This window comes from Pseudomonas koreensis (genome assembly GCF_036668835.1).
GTDB classification, from domain to species: domain Bacteria; phylum Pseudomonadota; class Gammaproteobacteria; order Pseudomonadales; family Pseudomonadaceae; genus Aquipseudomonas; species Aquipseudomonas koreensis_I.
In genome coordinates, this window is the sequence record NZ_JAZEVW010000004.1 from 290,919 (window position 1) to 316,207 (window position 25,289).

The 25,289-nt window shown below is 60.6% G+C and carries 14 protein-coding genes and 3 pseudogenes; 8 read left to right on the forward strand and 9 right to left on the reverse strand.

Annotation, left to right across the window (positions count from 1 at the left end):
* The first annotated feature begins 110 nt into the window (after positions 1-110).
* The gene (gene msrA, locus V6F91_RS14025; RefSeq protein ID WP_332765353.1) at positions 111-761 is read left to right on the forward strand and encodes a peptide-methionine (S)-S-oxide reductase MsrA; all 651 of its coding nucleotides are present in this window, start codon (positions 111-113) and stop codon (positions 759-761) included.
* Between the two features lie 96 nt (positions 762-857).
* On the opposite strand, the gene V6F91_RS14030 is transcribed toward msrA, so the two are convergent.
* The 5 genes from V6F91_RS14030 to putP all read right to left on the reverse strand — a co-directional run bounded on the left by V6F91_RS14030 (position 858) and on the right by putP (position 7,270).
* Positions 858-1,694 (reverse strand): 23S rRNA (adenine(2030)-N(6))-methyltransferase RlmJ, encoded by an 837-nt coding sequence (locus V6F91_RS14030; RefSeq protein ID WP_332765355.1) that lies wholly within the window; start codon positions 1,692-1,694, stop codon positions 858-860.
* Between the two features lie 373 nt (positions 1,695-2,067).
* The gene (locus V6F91_RS14035; protein WP_332765357.1) at positions 2,068-2,385 is read right to left on the reverse strand and encodes a hypothetical protein; all 318 of its coding nucleotides are present in this window, start codon (positions 2,383-2,385) and stop codon (positions 2,068-2,070) included.
* Between the two features lie 333 nt (positions 2,386-2,718).
* Positions 2,719-3,432, reverse strand: a complete 714-nt coding sequence (locus tag V6F91_RS14040) for a DUF4123 domain-containing protein (RefSeq protein ID WP_332765359.1) — start codon at positions 3,430-3,432, stop codon at positions 2,719-2,721.
* Positions 3,422-5,437 carry a type VI secretion system tip protein VgrG gene (locus tag V6F91_RS14045; protein WP_332765361.1) on the reverse strand — a complete coding sequence of 672 codons (2,016 nt, stop codon included), beginning with the start codon at positions 5,435-5,437 and terminating at the stop codon, positions 3,422-3,424. Before V6F91_RS14045 ends, V6F91_RS14040 begins: the two co-directional genes overlap by 11 nt.
* A gap of 348 nt (positions 5,438-5,785) precedes the next feature.
* On the reverse strand, positions 5,786-7,270 hold the full coding sequence (gene putP / locus V6F91_RS14050; RefSeq protein ID WP_208939022.1) for a sodium/proline symporter PutP: 1,485 nt from the start codon (positions 7,268-7,270) through the stop codon (positions 5,786-5,788).
* Positions 7,271-7,727: 457 nt separating this feature from the next.
* Here putP and putA point away from each other — a divergent pair, with 457 nt between their 5' ends.
* Positions 7,728-11,681: a trifunctional transcriptional regulator/proline dehydrogenase/L-glutamate gamma-semialdehyde dehydrogenase gene (putA, locus tag V6F91_RS14055; RefSeq protein ID WP_332765364.1), complete on the forward strand. Its 3,954-nt coding sequence runs from the start codon at positions 7,728-7,730 to the stop codon at positions 11,679-11,681.
* A gap of 172 nt (positions 11,682-11,853) precedes the next feature.
* Complete coding sequence (locus V6F91_RS14060; RefSeq protein WP_332765366.1) at positions 11,854-13,656, forward strand: acyl-CoA dehydrogenase; 1,803 nt, start codon at positions 11,854-11,856, stop codon at positions 13,654-13,656.
* 201 nt (positions 13,657-13,857) lie between these two features.
* On the opposite strand, the gene V6F91_RS27430 is transcribed toward V6F91_RS14060, so the two are convergent.
* From V6F91_RS27430 to V6F91_RS14075, 4 genes and pseudogenes are all read right to left on the reverse strand, one after another.
* Entirely contained in the window at positions 13,858-14,703 is an 846-nt protein-coding gene (locus tag V6F91_RS27430; RefSeq protein WP_423815332.1) for a methyl-accepting chemotaxis protein, read from the reverse strand.
* A 21-nt stretch (positions 14,704-14,724) separates the two neighbouring features.
* Positions 14,725-15,795 (reverse strand): annotated as a pseudogene (locus V6F91_RS27435) (cache domain-containing protein); the annotation flags it as partial.
* Between the two features lie 98 nt (positions 15,796-15,893).
* The gene (locus V6F91_RS14070; protein ID WP_186619599.1) at positions 15,894-16,196 is read right to left on the reverse strand and encodes a cell division protein ZapA; all 303 of its coding nucleotides are present in this window, start codon (positions 16,194-16,196) and stop codon (positions 15,894-15,896) included.
* The gene (locus tag V6F91_RS14075) at positions 16,193-16,423 is read right to left on the reverse strand and encodes a hypothetical protein (protein ID WP_007909525.1); all 231 of its coding nucleotides are present in this window, start codon (positions 16,421-16,423) and stop codon (positions 16,193-16,195) included. Before V6F91_RS14075 ends, V6F91_RS14070 begins: the two co-directional genes overlap by 4 nt.
* A 343-nt stretch (positions 16,424-16,766) precedes the next feature.
* Between V6F91_RS14075 and V6F91_RS27440 the strand changes: the two are divergent.
* The 5 genes and pseudogenes from V6F91_RS27440 to selO all read left to right on the forward strand — a co-directional run.
* A pseudogene (locus V6F91_RS27440) lies at positions 16,767-17,423 on the forward strand (MCP four helix bundle domain-containing protein); the annotation flags it as partial.
* 303 nt (positions 17,424-17,726) lie between these two features.
* Positions 17,727-18,326 (forward strand): annotated as a pseudogene (locus tag V6F91_RS27445) (methyl-accepting chemotaxis protein); the annotation flags it as partial.
* A 315-nt stretch (positions 18,327-18,641) separates the two neighbouring features.
* Complete coding sequence (locus V6F91_RS14085; RefSeq protein WP_208939030.1) at positions 18,642-20,384, forward strand: potassium/proton antiporter; 1,743 nt, start codon at positions 18,642-18,644, stop codon at positions 20,382-20,384.
* A 34-nt stretch (positions 20,385-20,418) separates the two neighbouring features.
* Complete coding sequence (mscK, locus tag V6F91_RS14090; RefSeq protein WP_332765378.1) at positions 20,419-23,772, forward strand: mechanosensitive channel MscK; 3,354 nt, start codon at positions 20,419-20,421, stop codon at positions 23,770-23,772.
* Between the two features lie 48 nt (positions 23,773-23,820).
* Positions 23,821-25,284: a protein adenylyltransferase SelO gene (selO, locus tag V6F91_RS14095; protein ID WP_332765380.1), complete on the forward strand. Its 1,464-nt coding sequence runs from the start codon at positions 23,821-23,823 to the stop codon at positions 25,282-25,284.
* Positions 25,285-25,289 lie beyond the last annotated feature (5 nt).

Below are 25,289 nucleotides of genomic sequence, written 5' to 3' on the forward strand. Positions count from 1 at the left end.
AGCAGGCTCACTCCTACAGTACCCATACATTTGGGTAGTGATTAACCGGGCATCATTGGGCACACTGGCGGTCTGACTTTTCACATCCAACCTGACTGAGAGGAACGCTCATGGTTCTGCGCTCGGAAATTCTGGTGAACAAAAACGTGCTTCCAACCAAAGAACAAGCCCTGCCCGGCCGCGAAACCGCGATGACCCTGCCTGAAAAGCATTTCGTCTTCGAAGACACCCCACTGCTCGGCCCGTTCTTTCAGGACGTCGACTTCGCCATCTTCGGCCTCGGCTGCTTCTGGGGTGCGGAACGGCGCTTCTGGCAGCGCGAAGGTGTGGTCAGTACGGTCGTGGGTTATGCCGGCGGCTTCACGCCGAACCCGACTTACGAAGAAGTCTGCTCAGGCCTGACCGGCCACGCCGAAGTGGTGCTGGTGGTGTATGACAAGGCCGTTGTCAGCTACGAAGAGCTGCTGGCGATGTTCTGGGAACTGCACAACCCGACTCAAGGCATGCGCCAGGGCAACGACATCGGCACGCAGTACCGCTCGGTGATCTACGCAACCTCTCCCGAGCAACTGGACGCCGCGCTGAAAAGCAAAGCGCTGTACCAGGCAGAACTGGCGAAGGCCGGGCTGGGCGAAATCAGCACCGAAATCGACCAGGCGCCGACCGTGTACTTTGCCGAGGCGTATCACCAGCAGTATCTGGCGAAAAATCCGGAAGGTTATTGCGGGATTGGCGGCACCGGCGTGTGTATGCCTGACTAAAGCTGCGAGCTGCGAGCTGCGAGCTGCAAGCTGCAAGTGCTGTGTTCGCTTCAGCTTGTAGCTTGTAGCTTGTAGCTCGAAGCTTGTAGCTCGAAGTCATTCCGCTATGAGCCAATCCATCTGCCAGCCACCCTGAGTCTGGCCAAGCTTCTTCGACAACCACGGCAGCAACTCGCGCAGTTCTTCCTCCAGCCCCCACGGCGGATTGGCAATCGCCAGACCCGAGCCGTTCAGACTGTTCGGCGTATCCAGCGGATGCACCAGCAGTTCCACGCGCAACAACTTCGGCGCCCCGGTGCCGGCCAGGTCCTGATAGAAACGCCGCAACGCGCGCTGATCCTTGACCGGGTACCAGATCGCCGCCACAGTCTGGCGCATGCGCCCGATCGCCTCTTTCATCGACGCCGCGCAGCGCTGCATTTCATCGAGCTGCTCGAACGGCGGGTCGATCAACATCACGGCGCGCTTTTCCTGCACCGGCAACATCGCCCGCGCGACATGCCAGCCCTCGCCCAGATGCACCTTCACCCGACGATCACCGGCCATGTTGTCCTTGAGCAACACGCCGTCTTCGGGGTGTTTCTCGTTGAGCATCACCCGATCCTGCGGGCGGGTCAGGCGCCGCGCCAGCTCCGGCGAACCGGGGTAATAGCGCAACTGGCCATCCGGGTTCATCTCGTGCAGCACGTTCATGTAGTCAGCGGTCAGCGCCGGCAGGTCCGGCTGATCCCACAAACGCGCGATGCCTTCCAGATACTCGCCGGTACGACTGGCCTGATCGCCCTGCAAGTCATAAAGACCGATGCCGGCGTGGCTGTCGAGATAGGCAAACGGCTGCTCCTTGCGCGACATCAGGGCGATGAGGCGGGTCAAGGTCAGGTGTTTGAACACATCGGCGTGATTGCCGGCATGGAAGGCGTGACGATAATTCATGGCTGCTCCTGCGAAGGGCGCAAAGTTTACCTTTTACCGCGTGGCAAGTCAGGGGTTGGCGGCCGAGCGGACGAAAGCCTGCCCTCACCCTGGCCCTCTCCCGAAGGGAGAGGGGACTGAAGGTGGTGATCTTGCGGGTTGCATCGACCTGAAAGATCAGTGTGATCTCAGGCTTGGCCAATCGAAAATCAGCGCAAGTCACAGGTCGGCGCATATCACCCAGCCACTTCGGTCAGTCCCCAGAAAGAACAACTCATATCAAGCCTGCCCAAGCCAAGTTCACCATTGAAACCGCAGGTCGGCGAACGTCTCCCAGACAACTCGATCAGTCCCCTCTCCCTCTGGGAGAGGGTTAGGGTGAGGGGCTTTGCTTTTATGGCATCGCACGCAAGCGCGAGCCGATCACATCCAGCACATCGCAGCCATCACGCAAGGGAATCACGCAGAGCCGGGCGAAGTCGCTGAGGATGAGCGAGTCGCATTCGACCGAGCCGCGCATGCACATGTTTTCCAGAACCTGAATCACGGCGCGCAGGCGGTGATTGGCGGCGTCCATGAGGATGTCGAGGGGGACGTGGGTGTCGATGAACAGGGTCGGCATGTCGCTGCAGTTGTCGGTCAGCGCCATGAAGCGATTGTCCGGGTGAGGGATGATTTTTTTGTAGGGTGGATCGGGATGCATATTCGTCATTTGTCAGCTCCATGATTGATAAAGGTGAGCCGCCAATTAACCGTCCTACAGGTTTGGGTGGCAGCTGTGCGCAAGAGTAGGAACCGAGCAATCATGGACCTCGGTCACGCCGAAGCGTGTCCCACGCACAGCCGCCGCAAAACGATCTTACGGACTTGAATCAAGCGCCGTAAAAAATCCAACGAACTGTAACGCCATGAAAGCGAGGGTTCCTACACCCTGTCACCACTCCCGCAGTGACAACGAAAAGACTATCCCTGCAACACACCGCCCACCAGTTCACGCAATCCGCCGCACTTCGAAGGAAATCTCCGAGTCCGTTGCCCCGAAATGTCACTCCAGCTCTGCCAGCAAATAGACCAGCATCGCCGATTGCGAAGAATCTTCCGACATCGAAAGCTGAAAAAACTGCCTGACCTTGCAGCGCAGAACAGTCTCGGGAAAGGCTTCAAATATCGCCGGGCTTTCTTCGCTCAACCACTGCATCGCATTGGCCGTACGGACGGCAACGCCCTCCACTGCCAGCACCGACTCCGGCACCTGCCACCACGGAAAGACCTTGCCCGAAGTCTGCGCCGCGCCACCGATGTGCAGCGCCTGGCCGTTGATCAGAGCGCGACTGACCAGCGGAAACAGTTTCCATGCCTCCACCTCACCAAAGTGCAAAATCGGCAATAAAAAGCGCCCGTCCCAAAAGCGGAAGAACACCGTTTTGCCGTTCGGCATCAGCACTTGAGTCAGGCTGCGGAAATGCTCGACCAGCACCTCCAGGCTTGCCGAAGACACCACCAGCCACCCCCAATCGCGCGACTCGGTGTCGGCGACCCAATGCAAAAACTCACTGTCGAGGCTGACAGTTCCCACGCAAGGCATCACCGCATCCCACTCGGCATACACCGTGTCAGCCCACAGCGGACTCGCCGCGTCGAGCCAGGCCTTGGGTGGTTTGGCCGCGCTGGCATGGCTGAACACCGCGAACAATTGTTCGCAGTCCTGCAACGGCGCTTGCGCCAGCCAATCGGCAGGTGAGAGGGAATCAGGCGGCACAGACACCGTCCTTGCAGCGCTCGCATTCTTCACAGAATGGCGCATCGCCCTTGAAGCTCATGATTTGCGCGGCCGTCAGCACGGCAGCCGGCGCGGCGGCGAGTTTTTCCGGCAACCCCGGCACGACCGGCGCGGCGCTGAGCGCTGCCATCGGCGCGCCACCGACGACGATCGGCACGCTGCTGAAAATCCCGCCGGGACCGATGTTGATCCACTGCCCGCCCGCCTGAATCGTCGCGCTTGCGCCGCCATCGATGACCACTTGCTGGCCAGCGCTGACGTGAAACTGAGCGCTGGCGCTGAGGGTTTGGCTGCCGACACGAATATGCCGCTCGCCACTGACGGTCAGATGATCGTCCTGCTTGACCTCGGTCTGCCGCTGGCCGTGGGTGATGCGCTGTTCATCGGCTTTCAACTCGTGCCGTGCGGTGCCGGTGACGACAATGCTGCGCTGGTTGTCGACCTGCACTTGCTGGTCGTGCAACACATGTTGGGTCCAGTTGCGCTGGGCGCGCAGGTAGATTTCCTCGGCGCCTTTCCTGTCCTCGATGCGCAGCTCGTTGTAGCCAGCACCGCCGGGGCTGCTGTGGCTGCGAAAGATGCTGCGGGTCTTGTCGGCCGGCAAATCCAGCGGCACGGGTGTCGCGGCGTTGGGCAGACAACCCATTACCAAAGGTTTGTCGGCGTCAGCATCGATGAAACCGACCAGCACCTCCATGCCGACTCGCGGAATCAACACGCTGCCATAACCGTCGTGTGCCCAACCGGTGGCAACGCGCAGCCAGCAACTGGAATGCTCGTTCAGTTCACCGTCGCGATCCCAGGCCAGTTGCACCTTGACCCGACCGTACTCGTCGCAGTGGATTTCACTGTCTTTCGGCCCGGTCACCACAGCGGGTTGATAGCCGAGCATGCGCGGCTTGTCCGGCCCCAACGGCGGGCGGAAGAACACGTCCCACGGCGTGGCGAGAAAAGTATTCCGGTAACCCTGGAAGCCTTCGCCATCGCTGGTCACCGATTCTTCCAGCACCTGCGGCTGGCGCCCATGGTGTTCGACGGCGGTCAGCAACCACAGATCGTTCCAGTCCTGCCGCGGATGCTCGGTCAGTTGCAGGAAATGTCCACAGACCAGCGCGGATTCATCGCTGATGCCTTCGGCCTGACGATAATCGGCGATATGCCGTTCCAGCGCCCGTTGAGCAAGGTGCTTGCCGGTTGCCCGGTCAGTGAAATTGGCGGGGAAATGATAATCCTCCAGCACCGGCCGCTGTTCGCTGTCGACACGGCTGTGCAGTTGCAGGTTTGGTTTTTCGAAGTTGTAGTCGCGCCGGGTGACGACGCTGGTGCGGGTCTGCACGCGCACGTTAAAACGCTGCACTGCCGGCGCGCCAGTGGACATGCCGCTGCCCGGCCGGTACAGCGTCGGTTCGGGCAGACGCGCAAATACCGTCTGGTCATCGCCGAACACCAGCAGATGGCCCTGCGGGCCGTGCTGAAAGTGGTAATGAATGCCGACCTCGGCGCACAGTCGCTGAATGAACGCCAGATCGCTTTCGGCGTACTGCACGCAATATTCACGCTCCGGATATTCACTGCCGAGGCGAAATTCAAAGGCATCGCGCAGGATCGAATGATCCTTGAGCACCCGCGCAACAATCTGCGGCACCGTCTGATGCTGGAAAATCCGTTGATTGATGCGGTGACCGAGATAGGCCAGACGCGGCACCAGACTGACGTGATAGCGCGTCAGACGTTTCCCGGAATCACCCTGCCCGACCTGATCAATCTGACCGTGGATACCGCCACCATGTGCATCGAAACTCAGAAACGCCTGACCGTGCAGTAGGCTTTCGAGGTCCAGATCCGGCCGCTCACAAACCAGCTCCAAATCAAAACGATAGGGTTGGCTGATGGCTTCCTTGCCCGTGAACTCAAGCACTTTGAGCTCATCCCGGACGCCTTCGAGGGTCAACGTGAAACGCGGTTGATTGGCAGGCGCGAACATCCGATGTCTCTCTGCAGTTTGAGGGCGGGCGATTCTGCATGAGGGGCAAGGGGTGGAGAGCGGGTGACGGGAAAATCAGATTTGCCCTACTTGCGCTGGCGAAAAAACCTCGAAAACCGACGCCTTCGACTACAGACAAATCCCTCAGCAACACCACTGAACCCTGTAGGAGTGAGCCTGCTCGCGATAGCGGTGTATCAGTTGGCATTTTTTTCACTGACACACCGCTATCGCGAGCAGGCTCACTCCTACAGGTGTTGGTGGCGAGTCAGAGAAATCACAGGCAATAAAAAACGGCCCGCTTCCTTTCGGAAACGGGCCGTTTGATGTGAGCCGAAGCTCAGCGCCTTACTTGTTCAGATTGAAATCTTTTTCCGCTGCCTGGAAGCGCTCGACCATGCCGCGGGTCGGTTCGCCCGCCTTGCTGACAAAGTAGATCGCCAGGCTGGCGAAGATGAAGCCCGGGATGATTTCGTACAGACCCAGCAGTTCGAAATGCTTCCACACCACCACGGTGACGGCACCGACGATGATGCCGGCCAGTGCGCCGTTGCGGGTCATGTCTTTCCAGATCACGGAAATCAGCACCACCGGACCGAACGCGGCACCGAAACCGGCCCAGGCGTAGGACACCAGGCCCAGTACGCGGTTTTCCGGGTTGGCGGCCAGCGCGATGGCGATCAGCGCAACCAGCAGGACCATGGCGCGACCGACCCAGACCAGTTCCACCTGGGAGGCGGATTTACGCAGGAAGGTTTTGTAGAAGTCTTCGGTCAGGGCGCTCGAACACACCAGCAACTGGCAGCTCAGGGTGCTCATCACGGCAGCCAGAATCGCCGACAGCAGGACACCGGCAACCCACGGGTTGAACAGGATCTTGGCCAGTTCGATGAACACGCGCTCAGGGTTTTCGGTGACCGCGCCCGCCACTTCCGGGTGCGCCGAGAAATAAGCAATGCCGAAGAAGCCCACGGCCACGGTACCGCCCAGGCACAGGATCATCCAGGTCATGGAAATGCGACGCGCCTTGGCGATCGATTTCACCGAGTCCGCGGCCATGAAACGCGCAAGGATGTGCGGCTGACCGAAGTAACCCAGACCCCAGCCCATCAGCGAGATGATGCCGATGAAAGTGGTGCCCTTGAGCATGTCGAAGTTGCTCGGGTCCTTGGCTTCGATGGCCAGGAACGTGGTGTCGACGCCGCCGGTGGCCAGCAGAACGATGATCGGCGTAAGGATCAGCGCGAAGATCATCAGCGTGGCTTGTACGGTGTCGGTCCAGCTCACCGCGAGGAAACCGCCGATGAAGGTGTAGGCAATCGTTGCCGCCGCACCGGCCCACAGCGCCGTTTCGTAGGACATGCCGAAAGTGCTTTCGAACAGGCGAGCACCGGCGACGATGCCGGAAGCGCAGTAAATGGTGAAGAACACCAGAATCACGATCGCCGAGATGATCCGCAGCAGGCCGCTCTTGTCTTCAAAACGGCTGGCGAAGTAGTCCGGCAGGGTCAGGGCGTCGCCGTTGTGCTCGGTCTGCACGCGCAGACGGCCGGCAACGAACAGCCAGTTCAGGTAGGCACCGATGACCAGACCGATGGCGATCCAGCTTTCGGACAGACCGGACATGTAGATGGCGCCCGGCAGGCCCATCAGCAACCAGCCGCTCATGTCGGAGGCACCGGCAGACAGCGCGGTGACGACGCTGCCGAGGCTGCGACCGCCGAGAATATAGTCAGAAAGGTTGTTGGTGGAGCGATAGGCCATCAAGCCGATCAGCACCATTGCTGCGATGTAGATCACGAACGTGATCAGGGTTGGATTGCTTACGCTCATTGAGTTACGCCCTGGCTTTGTTTTTATGTAGCGGCGGTGATGAACCGCACGCAAACGACGACGTTTGGCAGACGATCCTGGATCCCGCGCATTTATGACTGATGTTTCCCCAGGAAAGCCATCAGCCGGTACACCGGATCAGATCCGGTTGCACCTTGGGCGCGAATGCTATGCAACAAATCAAATGAGGTGCAACCAATTTCATGAGAATAAGTTGCACCCAGTCGGAATTACCGACAATCGCCGCGTTTTTGCTCCCTTTTGTAGCAGTCATGGCCCTTTGCTAGAAGCAAAAGCACCAAGCAGGAGCAGTACTTTCGTCGCGGAATTTATTTCCTGACGAGTTGCGGTTTTTTCCGACAAAAAAGGGTTGCACCCGGTTGCACCTCATTCGGCGCACGGCTAATCTTGGCGCCAGCTGATGCCACGCAACTGTGGCAACCATGAGGATAAAAATATGGCTACCACCACCCTTGGGGTCAAACTCGACGACCCGACCCGCGAACGCCTGAAGGCTGCCGCAACCTCGATCGATCGCACGCCGCACTGGCTGATCAAGCAGGCAATTTTCAATTACCTGGAAAAACTCGAGGGTGGTGCAACCCTGACCGAGCTGAACGGCTTGTCCGCCAAGGACGCCGACGACGCCGGTGAAGTCCACACCGATCACGCCCATCAGTGCTTCCTCGAATTCGCCGAAAGCATCCTGCCGCAATCGGTGCTGCGCGCCTCGATCACCGCCGCTTACCGTCGCCCTGAGCCGGAAGTGGTGCCGATGCTGATCGAGCAGGCACGTCTGCCGGCAGCGATGGCCGAAGCCACCAACAAGCTCGCCGCGACCATTGCGGAAAAACTGCGTAACCAGAAAAGTGCTGGCGGCCGTGCCGGCATTGTTCAGGGCCTGCTGCAGGAATTTTCCCTGTCGTCCCAGGAAGGCGTGGCGCTGATGTGCCTGGCCGAAGCGCTGCTGCGTATTCCGGACAAGGGCACTCGCGATGCGCTGATCCGCGACAAGATCAGCACCGGCAACTGGCAGCCGCACCTGGGCAATAGCCCGTCGCTGTTCGTCAACGCCGCGACCTGGGGCCTGCTGCTGACCGGCAAACTGGTCTCGACGCACAACGAAGCCGGCCTGACTTCTTCGCTGAGCCGCATCATCGGCAAGAGCGGCGAGCCGATGATCCGCAAGGGCGTCGACATGGCCATGCGCCTGATGGGCGAGCAGTTCGTCACCGGCGAAACCATCGCCGAAGCCCTGGCCAACGCGAGCAAGTTCGAAGCCAAGGGTTTCCGTTATTCCTACGACATGCTCGGTGAAGCGGCGCTGACCGAACACGATGCACAGAAGTACCTGGCGTCGTACGAACAAGCCATTCATTCGATCGGCAAAGCTTCCCACGGCCGTGGGATTTATGAAGGCCCGGGCATCTCAATCAAGCTGTCGGCGCTGCACCCGCGTTACAGCCGTGCGCAGTACGAGCGCGTGATGGACGAGCTGTACCCGCGCCTGCTGTCGCTGACCCTGCTGGCCAAGCAATACGACATCGGCCTGAACATCGATGCCGAAGAAGCCGACCGTCTCGAGCTGTCGCTGGATCTGCTCGAGCGCCTGTGCTTCGAGCCGCAACTGACCGGCTGGAACGGCATCGGTTTCGTTATCCAGGCGTACCAGAAGCGTTGCCCGTACGTGATCGACTACGTGATCGATCTGGCACGTCGCAGCCGTCACCGCCTGATGATCCGCCTGGTGAAAGGCGCGTACTGGGACAGCGAAATCAAGCGCGCCCAGGTTGAAGGTCTGGAAGGCTATCCGGTCTACACCCGCAAGGTGTACACCGACGTTTCCTACATCGCTTGCGCACGCAAACTGCTGTCGGTGCCTGAAGTCATCTACCCGCAGTTCGCCACGCACAACGCCCACACCCTGTCGGCGATTTACCACATCGCCGGTCAGAACTATTACCCCGGCCAGTACGAATTCCAGTGCCTGCACGGCATGGGCGAACCGCTTTACGAACAAGTTGTAGGCAAAGTTTCCGAAGGCAAGCTGAACCGTCCGTGCCGCGTGTACGCACCGGTTGGCACCCACGAGACCCTGCTGGCGTACCTCGTGCGTCGTCTGCTGGAAAACGGCGCGAACACTTCGTTCGTCAACCGCATCGCCGACCAGTCGATTTCGATTCAGGAACTGGTGGCCGATCCGGTGGCGCAGATCGAGCAGATGGCGACCGTGGAAGGTGGCTTCGGCCTGCCGCACCCGCGCATCCCGCTGCCGCGTGACCTGTACGGTGCCGAGCGCGCCAACTCCAGCGGCATCGACATGGCTAACGAACATCGTCTGGCCTCGCTGTCCTGCGCGCTGCTGGCAACTGCCCACAACGACTGGAAAGCCGCACCGATGCTCGGCTGCGCATCGAGCAACGAAACGCCGGCAGCGGTGCTGAACCCGTCGGATCACCGCGATGTGGTCGGTCACGTTCAGGAAGCCACCGTCGAAGACGTCGACAACGCCATTCAATGCGCGCTCAACGCCGCACCGATCTGGCAGGCTACCCCGCCGGCCGAGCGCGCGGCGATTCTGGAACGTGCCGCTGACTTGATGGAAGGCGAAATCCAGCCGCTGATGGGCCTGCTCGCTCGCGAAGCCGGCAAGACCTACGCCAACGCCATCGCCGAAGTCCGTGAAGCGGTCGACTTCCTGCGTTATTACGCGGTGCAGGCACGCAACGATTTCAGCAACGACGCCCACCGTCCACTGGGCCCGGTGGTGTGCATCAGCCCGTGGAACTTCCCGCTGGCAATCTTCAGTGGTCAAGTCGCTGCGGCGCTGGCTGCCGGCAACCCGGTACTGGCCAAACCGGCCGAACAGACTCCGCTGGTGGCAGCTCAGGCCGTGCGCCTGATGCTCGAAGCCGGCATTCCGGAAGGCGTGTTGCAACTGCTGCCGGGTCGCGGTGAAACCGTCGGTGCCGGTCTGGTGGGTGATGAGCGCGTCAAGGGCGTGATGTTCACAGGTTCCACCGAAGTCGCGCGTCTGCTGCAACGCAACATCGCTGGCCGTCTCGACAGCCAGGGCCGTCCGATTCCGCTGATCGCCGAAACCGGTGGCCAGAACGCAATGATCGTCGACTCCTCGGCACTGACCGAACAAGTTGTGATCGACGTGGTGTCCTCGGCCTTTGACAGCGCGGGTCAGCGTTGCTCGGCGCTGCGGGTCCTGTGCCTGCAGGAAGATTCCGCCGATCGCGTCATCGAAATGCTCAAAGGTGCCATGGCCGAAAGCCGTCTCGGCAACCCTGAGCGCTTGTCCGTGGACATCGGCCCGGTGATCGACGCCGAAGCCAAGGCTGGCATCGACAAGCACATCCAGGCCATGCGCGACAAAGGTCGCAACGTGTATCAGGTCGCGATCGCCGACACCGAAGAGGTCAAACGCGGCACCTTCGTCATGCCGACCCTGATCGAACTGGAAAGCTTCGACGAACTGCAACGCGAGATCTTCGGCCCGGTGCTGCACGTGGTGCGCTACAAGCGCAAAGAGATCGATCAACTGATCGGCCAGATCAACGCTTCCGGTTATGGCCTGACTTTGGGCGTGCACACCCGTATCGACGAGACCATCGCCAAGGTGATCGACAACGTCAATGCCGGTAACGTCTACGTCAACCGCAACATCGTTGGTGCAGTGGTCGGCGTGCAGCCATTCGGCGGCGAAGGCCTGTCGGGTACTGGCCCGAAAGCCGGTGGCCCGCTGTACCTGTACCGTTTGCTGGCGACACGTCCTACAGATGCCATCGAACAATCCTTCGCTCGCGGTGATGCCGTTATTGCCCCGGACGTTCGTTTGCGCGACGCCATGAGCAAACCGCTGAACGCACTGAAAGCGTGGGCCGATAGCAACAAGTTCGCTGACCTGAGCACCCTGTGCGCGCAGTACGCTGCGCAATCGCAAAGCGGGATTACCCGCGTGCTGGCCGGCCCGACCGGTGAGAAAAACAGCTACGCCATCCTGCCGCGCGAACACGTGTTGTGCCTGGCCGAAGTTGAAGGCGATCTGCTGACGCAACTGGCAGCGGTACTGGCGGTGGGCGGTTCGGCGGTATGGCCGGAGTCCGACATCAGCAAGGCCTTGTTCGCACGCCTGCCGAAGGAGATTCAGGCGCGGATCAAACTGGTCTCCGACTGGAACAAGGACGATGTGGTGTTCGATGCGGTTCTGCATCACGGCCACTCCGACCAGTTGCGCGGCGTCTGCCAGCAGATCGCCAAGCGTGCTGGCGCGATTGTCGGGGTTCAGGGCTTGTCCCAGGGCGAGACCAACATTGCGCTGGAGCGTCTGGTGATTGAGCGGGCGTTGAGTGTTAACACGGCTGCGGCAGGTGGTAATGCCAGTCTGATGACCATCGGCTAAAAGCAGCTGCAAGCTTCGAGCGACAAGCTGCAAGTAAAAGCAAACTGCTCTTGCTTGCAGCTTGCAGCTTGCAGCTTGCGGCTTGTGCCGCCCCATCACCCTTATCTATCTTCCTTCCCCGTTTTTATGGGCATACCTAGACTGCGGCATACTTTCTTTAAGGTAAGCCACCATGTCCGAGACGCTGCTCAGTTCCCGCAATCTGGCTTTCGAGCTGTACGAAGTCCTCGATGCCGAGGGCCTGACCCGGCGTGAGCGTTTTGCCGAGCACAACCGCGAAACCTTCGACGCCGCCATCGGTACCGCGCGCAGCATCGCCGAGAAGTACTTCGCCCCGCATAACCGCAAGGGCGACGAGAACGAGCCGCGCTATGAAGACGGCAAGGCGATTCTGATTCCCGAAGTGAAACCGGCGGTGGATGCCTTCCTTGGAGCGGGATTCCTCAACGCCGCAAGAAGTTTCGAGGCTGGCGGCATGCAACTTCCTACACTGTTGTCGCAAGCGTGCTTCGCGCACTTCCAGTCGGCCAACGCGGCGTCGACCTCGTACCCGTTTCTGACCATGGGTGCGGCGAACCTGATCGAAAGCTTTGGCACCGAGGAGCAGAAGCAGCGCTTCCTGCAACCGATGATCGACGGGCGCTTCTTCGGCACCATGGCCCTGACCGAGCCGCATGCCGGTTCGTCGCTGTCGGATATTCGTACGCGCGCCGAGCCGGCATCCGACGGCACTTATCGCCTCAAGGGCAACAAGATCTTCATTTCCGGCGGTGACCATCCGCTGTCGGAAAACATCGTGCACATGGTCCTCGCCAAGCTGCCGGACGCCCCACCGGGGGTTAAAGGCATTTCGCTGTTTATCGTGCCGAAGTTTCTGGTCAACGACGACGGCAGCCTCGGCCAGCGCAATGATGTGTTGCTGGCCGGGCTGTTCCACAAGATGGGGTGGCGCGGCACCACATCCACAGCGCTGAACTTCGGCGATAACAGCGAATGTGTGGGTTACTTGGTGGGCAAGCCGCATCACGGCTTGAGCTACATGTTCCAGATGATGAACGAGGCACGCATCGGCGTCGGCATGGGCGCGGTGATGCTCGGTTACGCCGGCTACCTGTATTCGCTGGGGTACGCCCGCGAACGGCCGCAAGGTCGGGTGCCGGACAGCAAGGACCCGACCACCGCACCGGTGGCGATCATTCAGCACGCGGATGTCAGACGCATGCTGCTGACGCAGAAATCCTACGTCGAAGGTGCCTTTGACCTCGGCCTGTACGCTGCACGCCTGTTCGATGACACCACCACTCTCGAAACCGAAGCCGAGCGCAAACAGGCCCATGAGTTGCTGGATCTGCTCACGCCGATCGTTAAATCCTGGCCCTCGGAGTTCTGCCTGAAAGCCAACGAACTGGCGATCCAGATTCTCGGCGGCCATGGTTACACCCGCGAATACCCGGTTGAGCAGTATTACCGCGACAACCGTCTGAACCCGATTCACGAAGGCACTCACGGCATTCAGTCGCTGGACCTGCTCGGGCGCAAACTGGCGCAGAACGGCGGTGCAGGCTTGAAACAACTGATCCGCCTGATCGCCACTACGGGCGAACGTGCAACCGCGTATGAATCGTTGACCGCTCTGCGTGAGCCGCTGGAAAAACTCGTGGCGCGGCTGCAGACCGTGACCCTCGGTTTGCTCAGCGATCTGGCGCAGGGCAAGGTCAACAGCAGTCTGGCGAACTCGGCGCTGTACCTGAAGGTGTTCGGGCATACGGTGATTGGCTGGCGCTGGCTGGAACAGGCGATTCGTGCCGAAGAAGGGCTGGCCAAAGGTAACGCGGCGGACGTCGACTTCTATAAAGGCAAGTTGCAGGCGGCGCGGTATTTTCTGACGTGGGAAGTTCCGGGTTGTCAGCATGAGCTGGACTTGCTTGAGGCGCGGGATGATACGTGTCTGGGGATGCAGGAGGCGTGGTTCTGAAAGCCGACCCTCACCCCAGCCCTCTGCCAGAGGGAGAGGGGGCCGAGTGGGGGATATTCAAGAAGTACACCGACCTGAAAGTGCCTTGCCGAATCCATAATCGACTCGGTCTTTCAAGTCGGCGCATGACGCAAAACCACTCGGTCAGTCCCCTCTCCCTCTGGGAGAGGGTTAGGGTGAGGGGCTTTTCAAGCTCAACATTCAACTCAACTTGAACCCACCCATCTGCCGCGCCAGATCATCCGCCAGCGTCTGCAGCATCCGGCAATCCTCACGACACGCGCGAACCTCTCCTGCCGTCGCCCGTGCCAGATCGGAAATCCCCTGCACGTTGCGATTGATCTCCTCGGTCACCGCCGACTGCTCTTCGGTCGCCGTCGCCACCTGATGGTTCATGTCGCTGATGCGCTCGACCTGTCCGGTAATCGCCGTCAACGACGCGCCGGTGCGCTGACTCGACTCAACCCCGGTGCCGGTCGCTGCCTGCCCGGTGCGCATTGACGACACGGCGTTTTCCGCGCCTTGCTTGAGGCTGCCGATCATTTGTTGAATTTCGTCCGTCGAGGCCTGGGTGCGACGCGCCAGGGTTCGCACTTCGTCGGCTACCACCGCAAAGCCTCGCCCCATATCGCCAGCGCGCGCGGCTTCGATTGCGGCATTGAGCGCGAGCAGATTGGTTTGTTCAGACACGCCACGAATCACCGCCAGCACCGAGTCGATGGACGCGACCTGCTGCGCCAGCTCACCGACCGCGCCGGCCGCCACGCCGATCTCGTCGGACATGCTTTCAATATGCCGGATCGAGCCGCCGACCACTTCCCGCGCCTGCAACGCTTCATCGCGCGCGGCTTGCGAGGCGAACGCGGCGTTGCCGGCATTCTGCGCGATTTCCTGCACGGTCAGGCCCATTTCGTGGACCGCCGTGGCGACCATATCGGTCATTTCCTGTTGACGGCCGGAGCGCTCGGCGGTGTTCTCAACCACTTTCGCCACTTGGCCCACGGCCCTGCGCAGATGCTCGCTGGTGGTCAGCACCTCGCTGATCATCGCGCGCTGACTGTCGAGGAATCGGTTGAAGCCGCGGGCAAGGTCACCCAGTTCATCGCCGCGGCTGGTATCTAACCGCTGGGTCAAATCTCCACCACCGCTACCGATTGCTACCAGCGCCGCTGTTACCTGACGAATCGGCCGCACCAGCCCTCGCGCCAACCAGACCACCAATGCGAGGCAGATCAAGGCCACCAACAGACCAATACCGCCGCTCATCCACATGGCTTTACGTGCTTCGGCGTAGATCTGTGACTGTGGCACTTCGGCCACCAGGGTCCAGCCGAGATCGCGCAGCGGCAGGCTGAACGCGAGAAAGTCTTCGCCGTCGCGCTGGAAGCTGCTGTTTACCGCATTCTTATGGCCCAGCAGCGCTTGCGCTGCATCGGTGCCGATCTGCTCGCTCAAGGTGCGCTTGCCGCTGAACTGCGCCTCGGGATGCACCTGAATCAAACCGTCGGAACGCACGAGATAGACCTTGCCGCGCTCACCGAAGCTGAAGTTGTGAATCAGCTCGGACAGCTCTTTCATGCTCAGCCCGAGCCCGGCAACGCCGACCACTTTGCCAGCCTGCTCGACCTTCAGATCGATGAACAACGCCAGCTCACCGGTCGCGCCGTCGTTATCGATATTAAGGGTGCGTGGCTGATTACTGTCGAGAAAGGAATAGAACCAGGCATCCGCCGGTTTGTCCCGGCTGAGGGTCCGATCCAGACCTTTTTCGGTGATGTAATGATTGGATTCGGTGCCAATGATCAAGGCGGTAAAAGCTTTATGTTCGGCGCGGATGCCTTCCAGATATTGCGCGAAGCCGGCCAGTTTGCCGCTGTCTTCGCCTGCCGCGAGCCAGTCGCGGACCATGGAATTGCTGGCGATGTCCTTGGCCGCCGTCAGCGGCTGCACGAGGATGCGTTCGATATCGTTGCGCGTCGCTTCAATGCTTGACGGCAGCGCTTGCTCGACCAGATAGGACTGGGCGAGGCGATTGACCACCAGGGTATAAATGCCAACCACAATCAGAATGCTGAACAGCAGGGCTGCGCCCATGCCGAGAATCAGCTGCCATTGAATACTGCGTCGCCACCACTGCATGGAGCACCCCCAAAGAATAAGTGGCTGAAACACTGCAACAGCCGTGCCGATTGTATACAGCGCAATCGACAATCTATTCTTTGGTTGTGCCCAAACCGTCAACCTTGATTAATGGTCTTGGCGATGGTGTCGACCGTGGCGCTGACTTGCTCTTGATAACGGTCGAGTTCTTCCTGGTGCTGCTTCTTCATTTCAATCTGCTGCGAGCACAGATTCATCGCCGCCAGCACCAGCAAGCGGTCGCCGATCAGGGTCGGGTATTTGCGCTTGGTGTCTTCCAGCGTGGCCTTGAGCATCATGGCCGCGTCCAGCAGGGTCTGTTCTTCCCCGGCCGGTGCCTTGATCGAATAGTCCTCGCCGAGAATGGAGATGACTTTTACCCCTGCTGTGCCGTGGTTCATGCGCTGACAGGGCCGGCATTGACGCGATCAACCAGTGCCTGGATGCGGGCAGCGGTGGCGCCGTGTTTTTCTTCCTGCTCCATCAGGTTCAGTTGCAGACTTTCGTTTTCATCCTTGGCCTGGGCCAGTTCCGTGGACAGGGTCTGGTTGGTCTGCGCGAGGGTCTGGTTCTGTTGCACCAGGTCGCTGACGAGCTGTTCCAATTGGCTGAGGGATGCTTCCAACATTTTGATCTTCCAAGCGTTTTTCAAAGGGCGCGTACGATAAAGAAAAGTCACCACGGATGCCAGGGTTAAACCGGCGCAAGGCCTTGATTTTCCTGGCGGGGGACCGTTCCCGCGAGCTTAAAAGACTGTGATCTGCCGATCTGGTTCCTGCACTTCGTCGCCCCGCGCCCACTGCGACAAATACGCGCACCACCTCAAGACTTTAGTCGTATGACCGATAAGTCAGCCATACAGCAGCTCAACCCGCATGGATGCGGCCCTTTTTCGGTATCCGCCCATGTCCCTTCGCAATATGAATATCGCCCCCCGGGCGTTCACCGGTTTCGCCTTGATCGGCGGCCTGATGTTGATCCTCGGCGTCTTCGCCTTGAATCAGATGAGCAAGATCCGCGCGGCGGGCGAAGACATCGCCAACGCCAGCGTGCCGTCGATCAAGGCCCTGGACGATTTCACCCAGTTGACCCTGCGTTTGCGCGTGTTGTCGTATCGCTTGCTGATCAACCGCGAAGCGGACGTGCAGCAGAAAACCATCGAGCTGTTCGACATGCGCAACCGCCAGATCACCGAGGCGCAACGTGCTTACGAGCCGCTTATTTCCAGCCCGGAAGAACGCTCGGCGTACGATCAGTATGTGCAATTGCTGACGCAATACCGCCAGCTCGAAGAGCGGATGAAGACCCTGTCGCGCAACAATCAGATCGACGCGTTGCAGCAAATGCTCAACACCGACCTGTTGGCCAACTCGGAAGCGGTAAATACCGCGCTGGCACGCCTGCTGGACATCAATACCCAGCAGATCGCCGACATCGATCAGGGCGCCAAGGACCAGTATTCGATGTCCTTCAATCTGGTCGTCACCCTGTTGCTGATCGCCTCCGGCCTGACGCTGCTGTTCGCCTGGCTGCTGACCGTGAGCATCACCAAACCGATCGCCAAGGCACTGGATGCGGCGGAAACCATCGCCGAAGGCAACCTGACCCAGCCGATCCATGTCGATGGCAGCGATGAGGCCGGGCGCCTGCTCGCCGCCATGGCCAAGATGCAAGCGAAACTGCGTGACACCCTGCAGCGCATCTCTGGCTCGGCCACGCAACTGGCCTCTGCCGCCGAAGAGCTGAACAGCGTCACCGACGAAAGCGCCCGTGGCCTGACTCAGCAGAACAACGAAATCGAACAGGCGGCCACCGCGGTCAACGAGATGACCAGCGCCGTAGAAGAAGTCGCGCGCAACGCCGTCAGCACTTCGGAAGCCTCGAAAAATGCCACCACCTCGGCTGGCGACGGTCGCGATCTGGTTCAGGAAACCGTCAGCGCCATCGAACGCATGAGCGCCGATGTGCAGAGCACGGCGTCGTTGATCGGTGATCTGGCCAATGAATCTCGCGATATCGGCAAGGTGCTCGACGTGATTCGCGGCCTGGCGGATCAGACCAACCTGCTGGCGCTGAACGCAGCGATCGAAGCGGCCCGCGCTGGCGAGGCCGGGCGTGGTTTTGCGGTAGTCGCCGATGAAGTCCGCGCGTTGGCTCATCGCACGCAGCAGTCGACCAGCGAGATCGAGCGGATGATCGGCAGCATTCAGAGCGGCACCGAACACGCCGTAGACTCGATGCGCAACAGCACCGAGCGCGCCGAATCGACGCTGAACATCGCCCGTGGTGCCGGCATGTCGCTGGACACCATCAACAGCGCCATCGTCGAAATCAACGAGCGCAATCTGGTCATCGCCAGCGCCGCCGAAGAGCAGGCGCAAGTGGCACGCGAGGTCGATCGCAATCTGGTGAACATTCGTGATCTGTCGGTGCAATCGGCGACCGGGGCGAATCAGACCAGCGCGGCGAGCAATGAGTTGTCGCGGTTGGCGCTGGATCTGAACAACATGGTTGGGCGGTTCAGCCTCTAAGGTCAAAAGCTTACCCCCTCACCCCAACCCTCTCCCCCAAGGGGGCGAGGGGAAGAGGGAGCAGATCGAGGGCTTCTCAAACCTGAGTTCGACTCCGGTCTGTCAGGTCGGCGTGACTCGCACAAACACCGAGGTCAGTCCCCTCTCCCTCCGGGAGAGGGCTAGCGTGAGGGCAGCAGTCGTGCGCCGAGCGCAAATCCCGATGCCTCGCTGAAAAAGCTTTTTGACAGCATCACATTTCAACAGGTTAGAATCGCTGGCACGCAGACTGCATGGTCAGTTTGTGCCCGTCTTTACGCTTCTGGAGTACTGCCTTTGAATGCGACGACCATCAACAGCCTGTTCTTGATCGGCGCGTTGCTGGTAGGCGCAAGTATTCTGGTCAGCTCACTCTCCTCGCGTCTCGGCATTCCGATTCTGGTGATCATCCTCGCGGTCGGTATGGCCGCCGGGGTCGATGGCGGCGGGATCATTTTCGATAACTACCCGACGGCCTATCTGGTCGGCAACCTCGCGCTGGCGGTGATCCTCCTCGACGGCGGTTTGCGCACGCGGGTGTCGAGCTTTCGCGTGGCGTTATGGCCAGCGCTGTCGCTGGCCACCGTCGGCGTGTTGATCACCACAGGGCTCACTGGCATGGCCGCGGCCTGGCTGTTTGACCTGAACCTGATTCAAGGCCTGCTGATCGGCGCCATTGTCGGTTCGACTGACGCCGCAGCGGTGTTTTCGCTGCTCGGTGGCAAGGGCCTCAACGAACGGGTCACCGCCACGCTGGAAATCGAATCCGGCAGCAACGACCCGATGGCGGTGTTTCTCACCGTCACCTTGATCGACATGCTCGCCAGCGGCCAGACCGGCCTGCACTGGAGCCTGCTGACCCACCTGATCCGCGAATTCGGCATTGGCGGGGTGATTGGTCTCGGCGGCGGCTGGGTGATGCTGCAACTGGTCAACCGGATCAACCTGGCGACCGGTCTGTATCCGATTCTGATGATTGCCGGCGGGCTGGTGGTATTCGCTTTGACCAACGCCTTGCACGGCAGCGGTTTCCTTGCTGTTTACCTGTGCGGTCTGGTGATCGGCAACCGCCCGGTGCGCAGCCGGCACGGCATTCTGCACATGCTCGACGGCATGGCCTGGCTGGCACAGATCGGCATGTTCCTGGTACTGGGGCTGCTGGTCACCCCGCACGATCTACTGCCGATTGCCGTGCCTGCGCTGGGTCTGGCGCTGTGGATGATTCTGTTCGCGCGACCATTGTCGGTGATGGTCGGCCTGCTGCCGTTCAAGGCTTTCCATGGTCGCGAGAAAGCCTTCATTTCCTGGGTCGGCCTGCGCGGCGCAGTGCCGATCATTCTTGCGGTGTTCCCGCTGATGGCCGGGCTGCCGAATGCGCAGCTGTATTTCAATCTCGCGTTCTTCATCGTGCTGGTGTCGCTGCTGCTGCAAGGCACGAGCCTGCCGTGGGTGGCGAAACTGTTGAAAGTGACGGTGCCGCCGGAGCCGGCGCCGATTTCACGCTCGGCGCTGGAGGTCCATGTCACCAGCGAGTGGGAGCTGTTCGTCTACAAGCTCGGCGCGGAGAAATGGTGCATCGGTTCGCCCTTGCGCGAGCTGAAAATGCCCGAAGGCACACGCATCGCAGCCCTGTTTCGCGGCCAGCAACTGCTCCATCCGTCGGGTAGTACGGTGCTGGAAGTCGATGATTTGCTGTGTGTTATTGGCCATGAACACAACCTCGGCGCCCTCGGAAAACTGTTCAGCCAAGCGCCGCAGCGCGGCCTCGATCTGCGCTTTTTCGGCGACTTTGTGCTCGAAGGAGACGCCCAGCTTAAAGCGGTTGCTGCGCTTTATGGCCTGCCGGCCGAGGGCATCGATCCGGACATGACCCTGGGCGCCTTCATAGCGCAGAAAGTCGGCGGTGCACCCGTCGTCGGCGACCAGGTGGAGTGGAACAACACCCACTGGACGGTGGCGGTCATGGACGGGAACAAGATCGGCAAAGTGGGCGTCAGATTCCCCGAAGGAAGTCGCCCGGGCCCCGGGCTCTTCCTCTAAACTGCGTCCACTCTCACTTGCTTGACCGGTCTCTATGCCTACCCTGCGCTCCTTTTTCGCCGTGGCCCTGCTGGGCCTGAGTCTCACTGTCGGCCCGTTGTATGCCGCCGAACCACCGTCCAGCGATGCCGTGCAGGCGAGCCTCGACAAGCTTGCCGACAGCAAACTGCCGGATGCCGATAAAAAGGCTTTGCAGGGTGTATTGCAAAGCACCCTCACGCAGCTGGCCAATCGCCGGGATTACGAGCAGAAGCTGGTCGATCTCAAGCAGCAATTGGCCAGCGCCCCCAAGCAGACCATCGAAAACACCCGCGAACTGGCACGCCTCAAAGCCACTGTAGTGGTGCCGGTGGCGCAGCGTTTCGCCAAGGAATCGATTGCGCAGCTGGAGCAGATCCTCACCGAGCGTTCGACCCAGCAAAGCGACCTGCAAAAGGCCCTGGCCGACGCCAACAGCCTGATCATCACCGCGCAGACTCGCCCCGAGCGTGCTCAGGCAGAGATTTCCGCCAGCCAGACGCGCATTCAGCAGATCAACAACATCCTCAAATCCGGCAAGGATGCGGGTAAAACCGTTAGCGCCGAACAGCGCGACCAGTTGAACGCCGAGCTGGCAGCGCTGAATGCACTGATTCCGCTGCGCCGTCAGGAACTGGCCGGCAACAGCCAGTTGCAGGATCTGGGTAATGCTCAACATGATTTGCTCTCGGAGAAGTCCGACCGCCTCGACCGTGAAATTCAGGAACTGCAAACCCTGATCAACCAGAAGCGTCTGGCGCAGTCGCAGGAAACCGTCACCCAGCAGTCGATCGAAGCGCAGAAGGCCGGCGGCAGCAGCCTGCTCGCCAGCGAAAGTACGGCCAACCTCAAGCTCTCCGACTATCTGCTCAAAAGCACTGACCGGCTCAACGAAGTCACCCAGCAGAACCTGCAGACCAAACAGCAACTCGACAGCCTGACCCAGAGCGATTCAGCGCTCGACGAGCAAATCAACGTGCTCAAGGGCAGCCTGTTGCTGTCGAAGATTCTCTATAAACAGAAACAGGCGCTGCCGCACCTCAAGGTCGACCGCGATCTGGCTGATCAGATCGCCGATATTCGTCTTTATCAGTTCGAAGTCAGCCAGCAGCGCGAACTGCTCAGCAACCCGGCGACCTACGTCGACAACCTGCTGGCGACACAGCCGCCGGAACAGGTCACCCCGCAACTGCGCAAAAGCCTGCTGGATCTGGCTAACACCCGCGCCGATCTGCTGGAGCGGCTGAACCGCGAATTGAGCGCCGTGCTCAACGAGTCGATCACCCTGCAGCTCAACCAGAAGCAATTGCTCAGCACCGCGCAGAGCCTGCGCGCGACCCTCGATGAACAGATGTTCTGGATTCCCAGCAACAAGCCACTGGACGTCGAATGGATGCGCGGCGTGCCGGAACGTCTGGAGCGTCAAGTCAACACCCTGCCCTGGGCATCGAGCCTGAGCGAGCTGGTCGACGGCCTGATCCAGCGCCCGCTGCTGTTCCTGCCGCTGGCGCTGCTGATCGGTGCGTTGCTGTGGCGGCGCAAGAATCTCTACGCGCGACTGAACAAGGTCCACCAGGACATCGGTCATTTCAAACGCGACAGCCAGTGGCATACGCCGCAGGCGATCCTGATCAACATTCTGCTGGCGATGCCGGTGGCGCTGGGCCTGGCGCTGTGCGGGCTGGCGTTGCAGATCGACGCACGCGGGCAGAACGCCAATATGGGCGCGGCACTGCTGCAGATGGGTCAGGCGTGGCTGGTGTTCTACACCGCCTACCGGATTCTGGCGCCGGGCGGCGTGGCTGAATTGCACTTTCGCTGGGAAAAACCGCAGGTCGAATTCCTCCAGGGCTGGATCCGTCGCCTCGGTCTGGTGGTGATGGCGCTGGTGACTATCGTTGCCGTCGCCGAACTGCAGCCGGCCGCGCTGGCCGACGATGTGCTCGGCATGCCGGTGGTGCTGACCTGCTACGCCTTGATGGCGTGGCTGCTCAGCCGCTTGCTGATCGCCAGCCCGACCCACGAAAACACCTCGTTGTTCCGCAAGGCCGTCGGCGTGTTGTTCACCCTGCTGCCGATCGCCCTGTTTGTCGCGGTGTGCTTCGGCTATTACTACACCGCACTGAAACTCAGCGATCGTCTGATCAACACCCTGTACCTGCTGATGTTCTGGCTGGTGATCGAGGCCACGTTCGTGCGTGGTCTGAGCGTTGCCGCCCGGCGTCTGGCTTACCAGCGCGCGCTGGCCAAACGACAGGCGGCGAAAGAGGCCGGCGACGGCGAAGCGGTGATCGAAGAACCGACGCTGGACATCGAAAAGGTCAACGAACAGTCCCTGCGCCTGATCCGCCTGGCCCTGCTCGGCGGCTTCATCGCCGCGCTGTACTGGGTCTGGTCGGACCTGATTTCGGTGTTTTCGTACCTCGACAACATCACCCTCTACGAATACACCAGCGGCACCGGCGCCAACATGAGCATGGTGCCGATCAGCATCGGCGACATGCTCGGCGCGCTGATCATCATCGGCATCACCTTCGCCCTGGCGCGCAACCTGCCCGGCCTGCTTGAAGTGTTTGTATTGTCCAAGCTCGATCTGGCCCAGGGCAGCGCCTACGCGACCACGACCCTGTTGTCGTATGTAATTGCCGGCGTCGGCTTCGTTTCGACCCTGTCTACCCTTGGTGTGAGCTGGGACAAGTTGCAATGGCTGGTGGCGGCGCTGTCGGTCGGCCTCGGCTTCGGTATGCAGGAGATCTTCGCCAACTTCATCTCCGGCATCATGATCCTCTTCGAACGTCCGGTGCGGATCGGCGACACCATCACCATCGGCAACCTGTCAGGCACGGTGAGCAAGATCCGCATCCGCGCCACGACCATCACCGACTTCGACCGCAAGGACATCATTGTCCCGAACAAAACGTTCATCACCGGCCAGTTGATCAACTGGTCGCTGACCGACACCATCACCCGCGTCACCCTCAAACTCGGCGTGGACTACGGCTCGGACCTGGATCTGGTCAAGGAACTGCTGCTCAAGGCCGCCCGTGAAAACCCGCGCGTGCTCAAGGAACCGGAGCCGCACGTGTACTTCCTCAATTTCGGCGAAAGCACCCTTGATCACGAGTTGCGCATGCATGTGCGCGACCTCGGCGACCGCAACCCGGTGCTTGATGAGGTCAACCGCTTCATCAACCGCGAGTTCAAGAAGCAGCACATCAACATCTCGTTCCGGCAAATGGAGATTTATCTGAAAAATCTTCACGGTCAGGAATACAAGATGGTGCCGGTGGAGCCGGAGAACAAAACCATCGCGCCGGTCGTCGATGCGGAGAAACCGTTGCCGGAACCGCCGCCGAGCAAACTCGACTAACCGCTATGGTCCCAGCAGAATGCTCGGACATTCTGCTGGAGCCGGCCCGTGAAAGCCCTCGACGAACTGACTTTCGACAATCGCTTCGCCCGTCTGGGCGACGCGTTCTCCGCCCACGTACTGCCCGAGCCGATCGACAATCCACGGCTGGTAGTGGCCAGCCCGGCCGCACTGGCCCTGCTCGATCTGGACCCGGCGACCGCCGAAACCGAGGAATTTGCCGAACTGTTTGGCGGCCACAAGCTGTGGGCCGATGCCGAACCACGGGCGATGGTGTATTCCGGGCACCAGTTCGGCGGCTATACGCCGCAACTGGGCGACGGTCGTGGTTTGTTGCTCGGCGAGGTCTACAACAACGCCGGCGAACATTGGGACCTGCACCTCAAGGGCGCCGGGCAGACGCCGTTTTCGCGCATGGGCGATGGCCGCGCAGTATTGCGCTCTTCGATCCGCGAATTTCTCGCTTCCGAAGCGCTGTATGCGCTGAATATCCCTTCCTCGCGTGCAGCCTGCGTGATCGGCTCCGACACACCAGTCTGGCGGGAAAAACAGGAGCGTGCGGCGATGGTGCTGCGCCTGGCACCGAGCCATATCCGCTTCGGCCACTTTGAATATTTCTACTACACCAAGCGCCCCGAGCAGCAAAAGCAGCTCGGCGAGCACGTCCTGGCGATGCACTTTGCCGAATGCCTCGAACAACCGGAACCGTATCTGGCGATGTTCCGCGAGATCGTCGAACGCAACGCCGAACTGATCGCCAAATGGCAGGCCTACGGCTTCTGTCACGGCGTAATGAACACCGACAACATGTCGATCCTCGGCATCACTTTCGACTTCGGCCCGTTCGCCTTCCTCGACGATTTCGATGCGAACTTCATCTGCAACCACTCGGATGATCAGGGCCGCTACTCGTTCAGCAATCAGGTGCCGGTCGGCCAATGGAACCTGAGCGCCCTCGCCCAGGCACTGACGCCGTTCATCAGCGTCGAAGCCCTGCGCGAAACCCTCGGCTTGTACCTGCCGCTGTTCCAGGCGCATTACCTCGACCTGATGCGCCGCCGTTTCGGCTTCACTTCTGCCGAAGACGACGACCAGCAACTGCTGGAAAACCTGCTGCAGCTGATGCAGAACAGCGGCGTCGATTACACGCTGTTCTTCCGCCGCCTCGGTGAAGAGTCAGCCGAACAGGCCGTCGCCCGCTTGCGTGATGACTTTTTCGACATCAAGGGTTTCGATGCCTGGGGCGAACGCTATGTGGCCCGCGTTGCTCGCGATGGCGATACCGATCAAGAGCAGCGCCGCACGCGGATGCATGCGGTCAATCCGCTGTACATCCTGCGCAACTACCTTGCGCAAAAAGCCATCGACGCCGCCGAGCAAGGCGATTACTCCGAGGTGCGTCGACTGCACGCCGTGTTGAGCAAACCTTTTGAACAGCAGGCGGGGATGGAGAGTTACGCCGAACGGCCGCCGGAGTGGGGCAAGCATCTGGAGGTCAGTTGTTCTTCCTGAGGCAG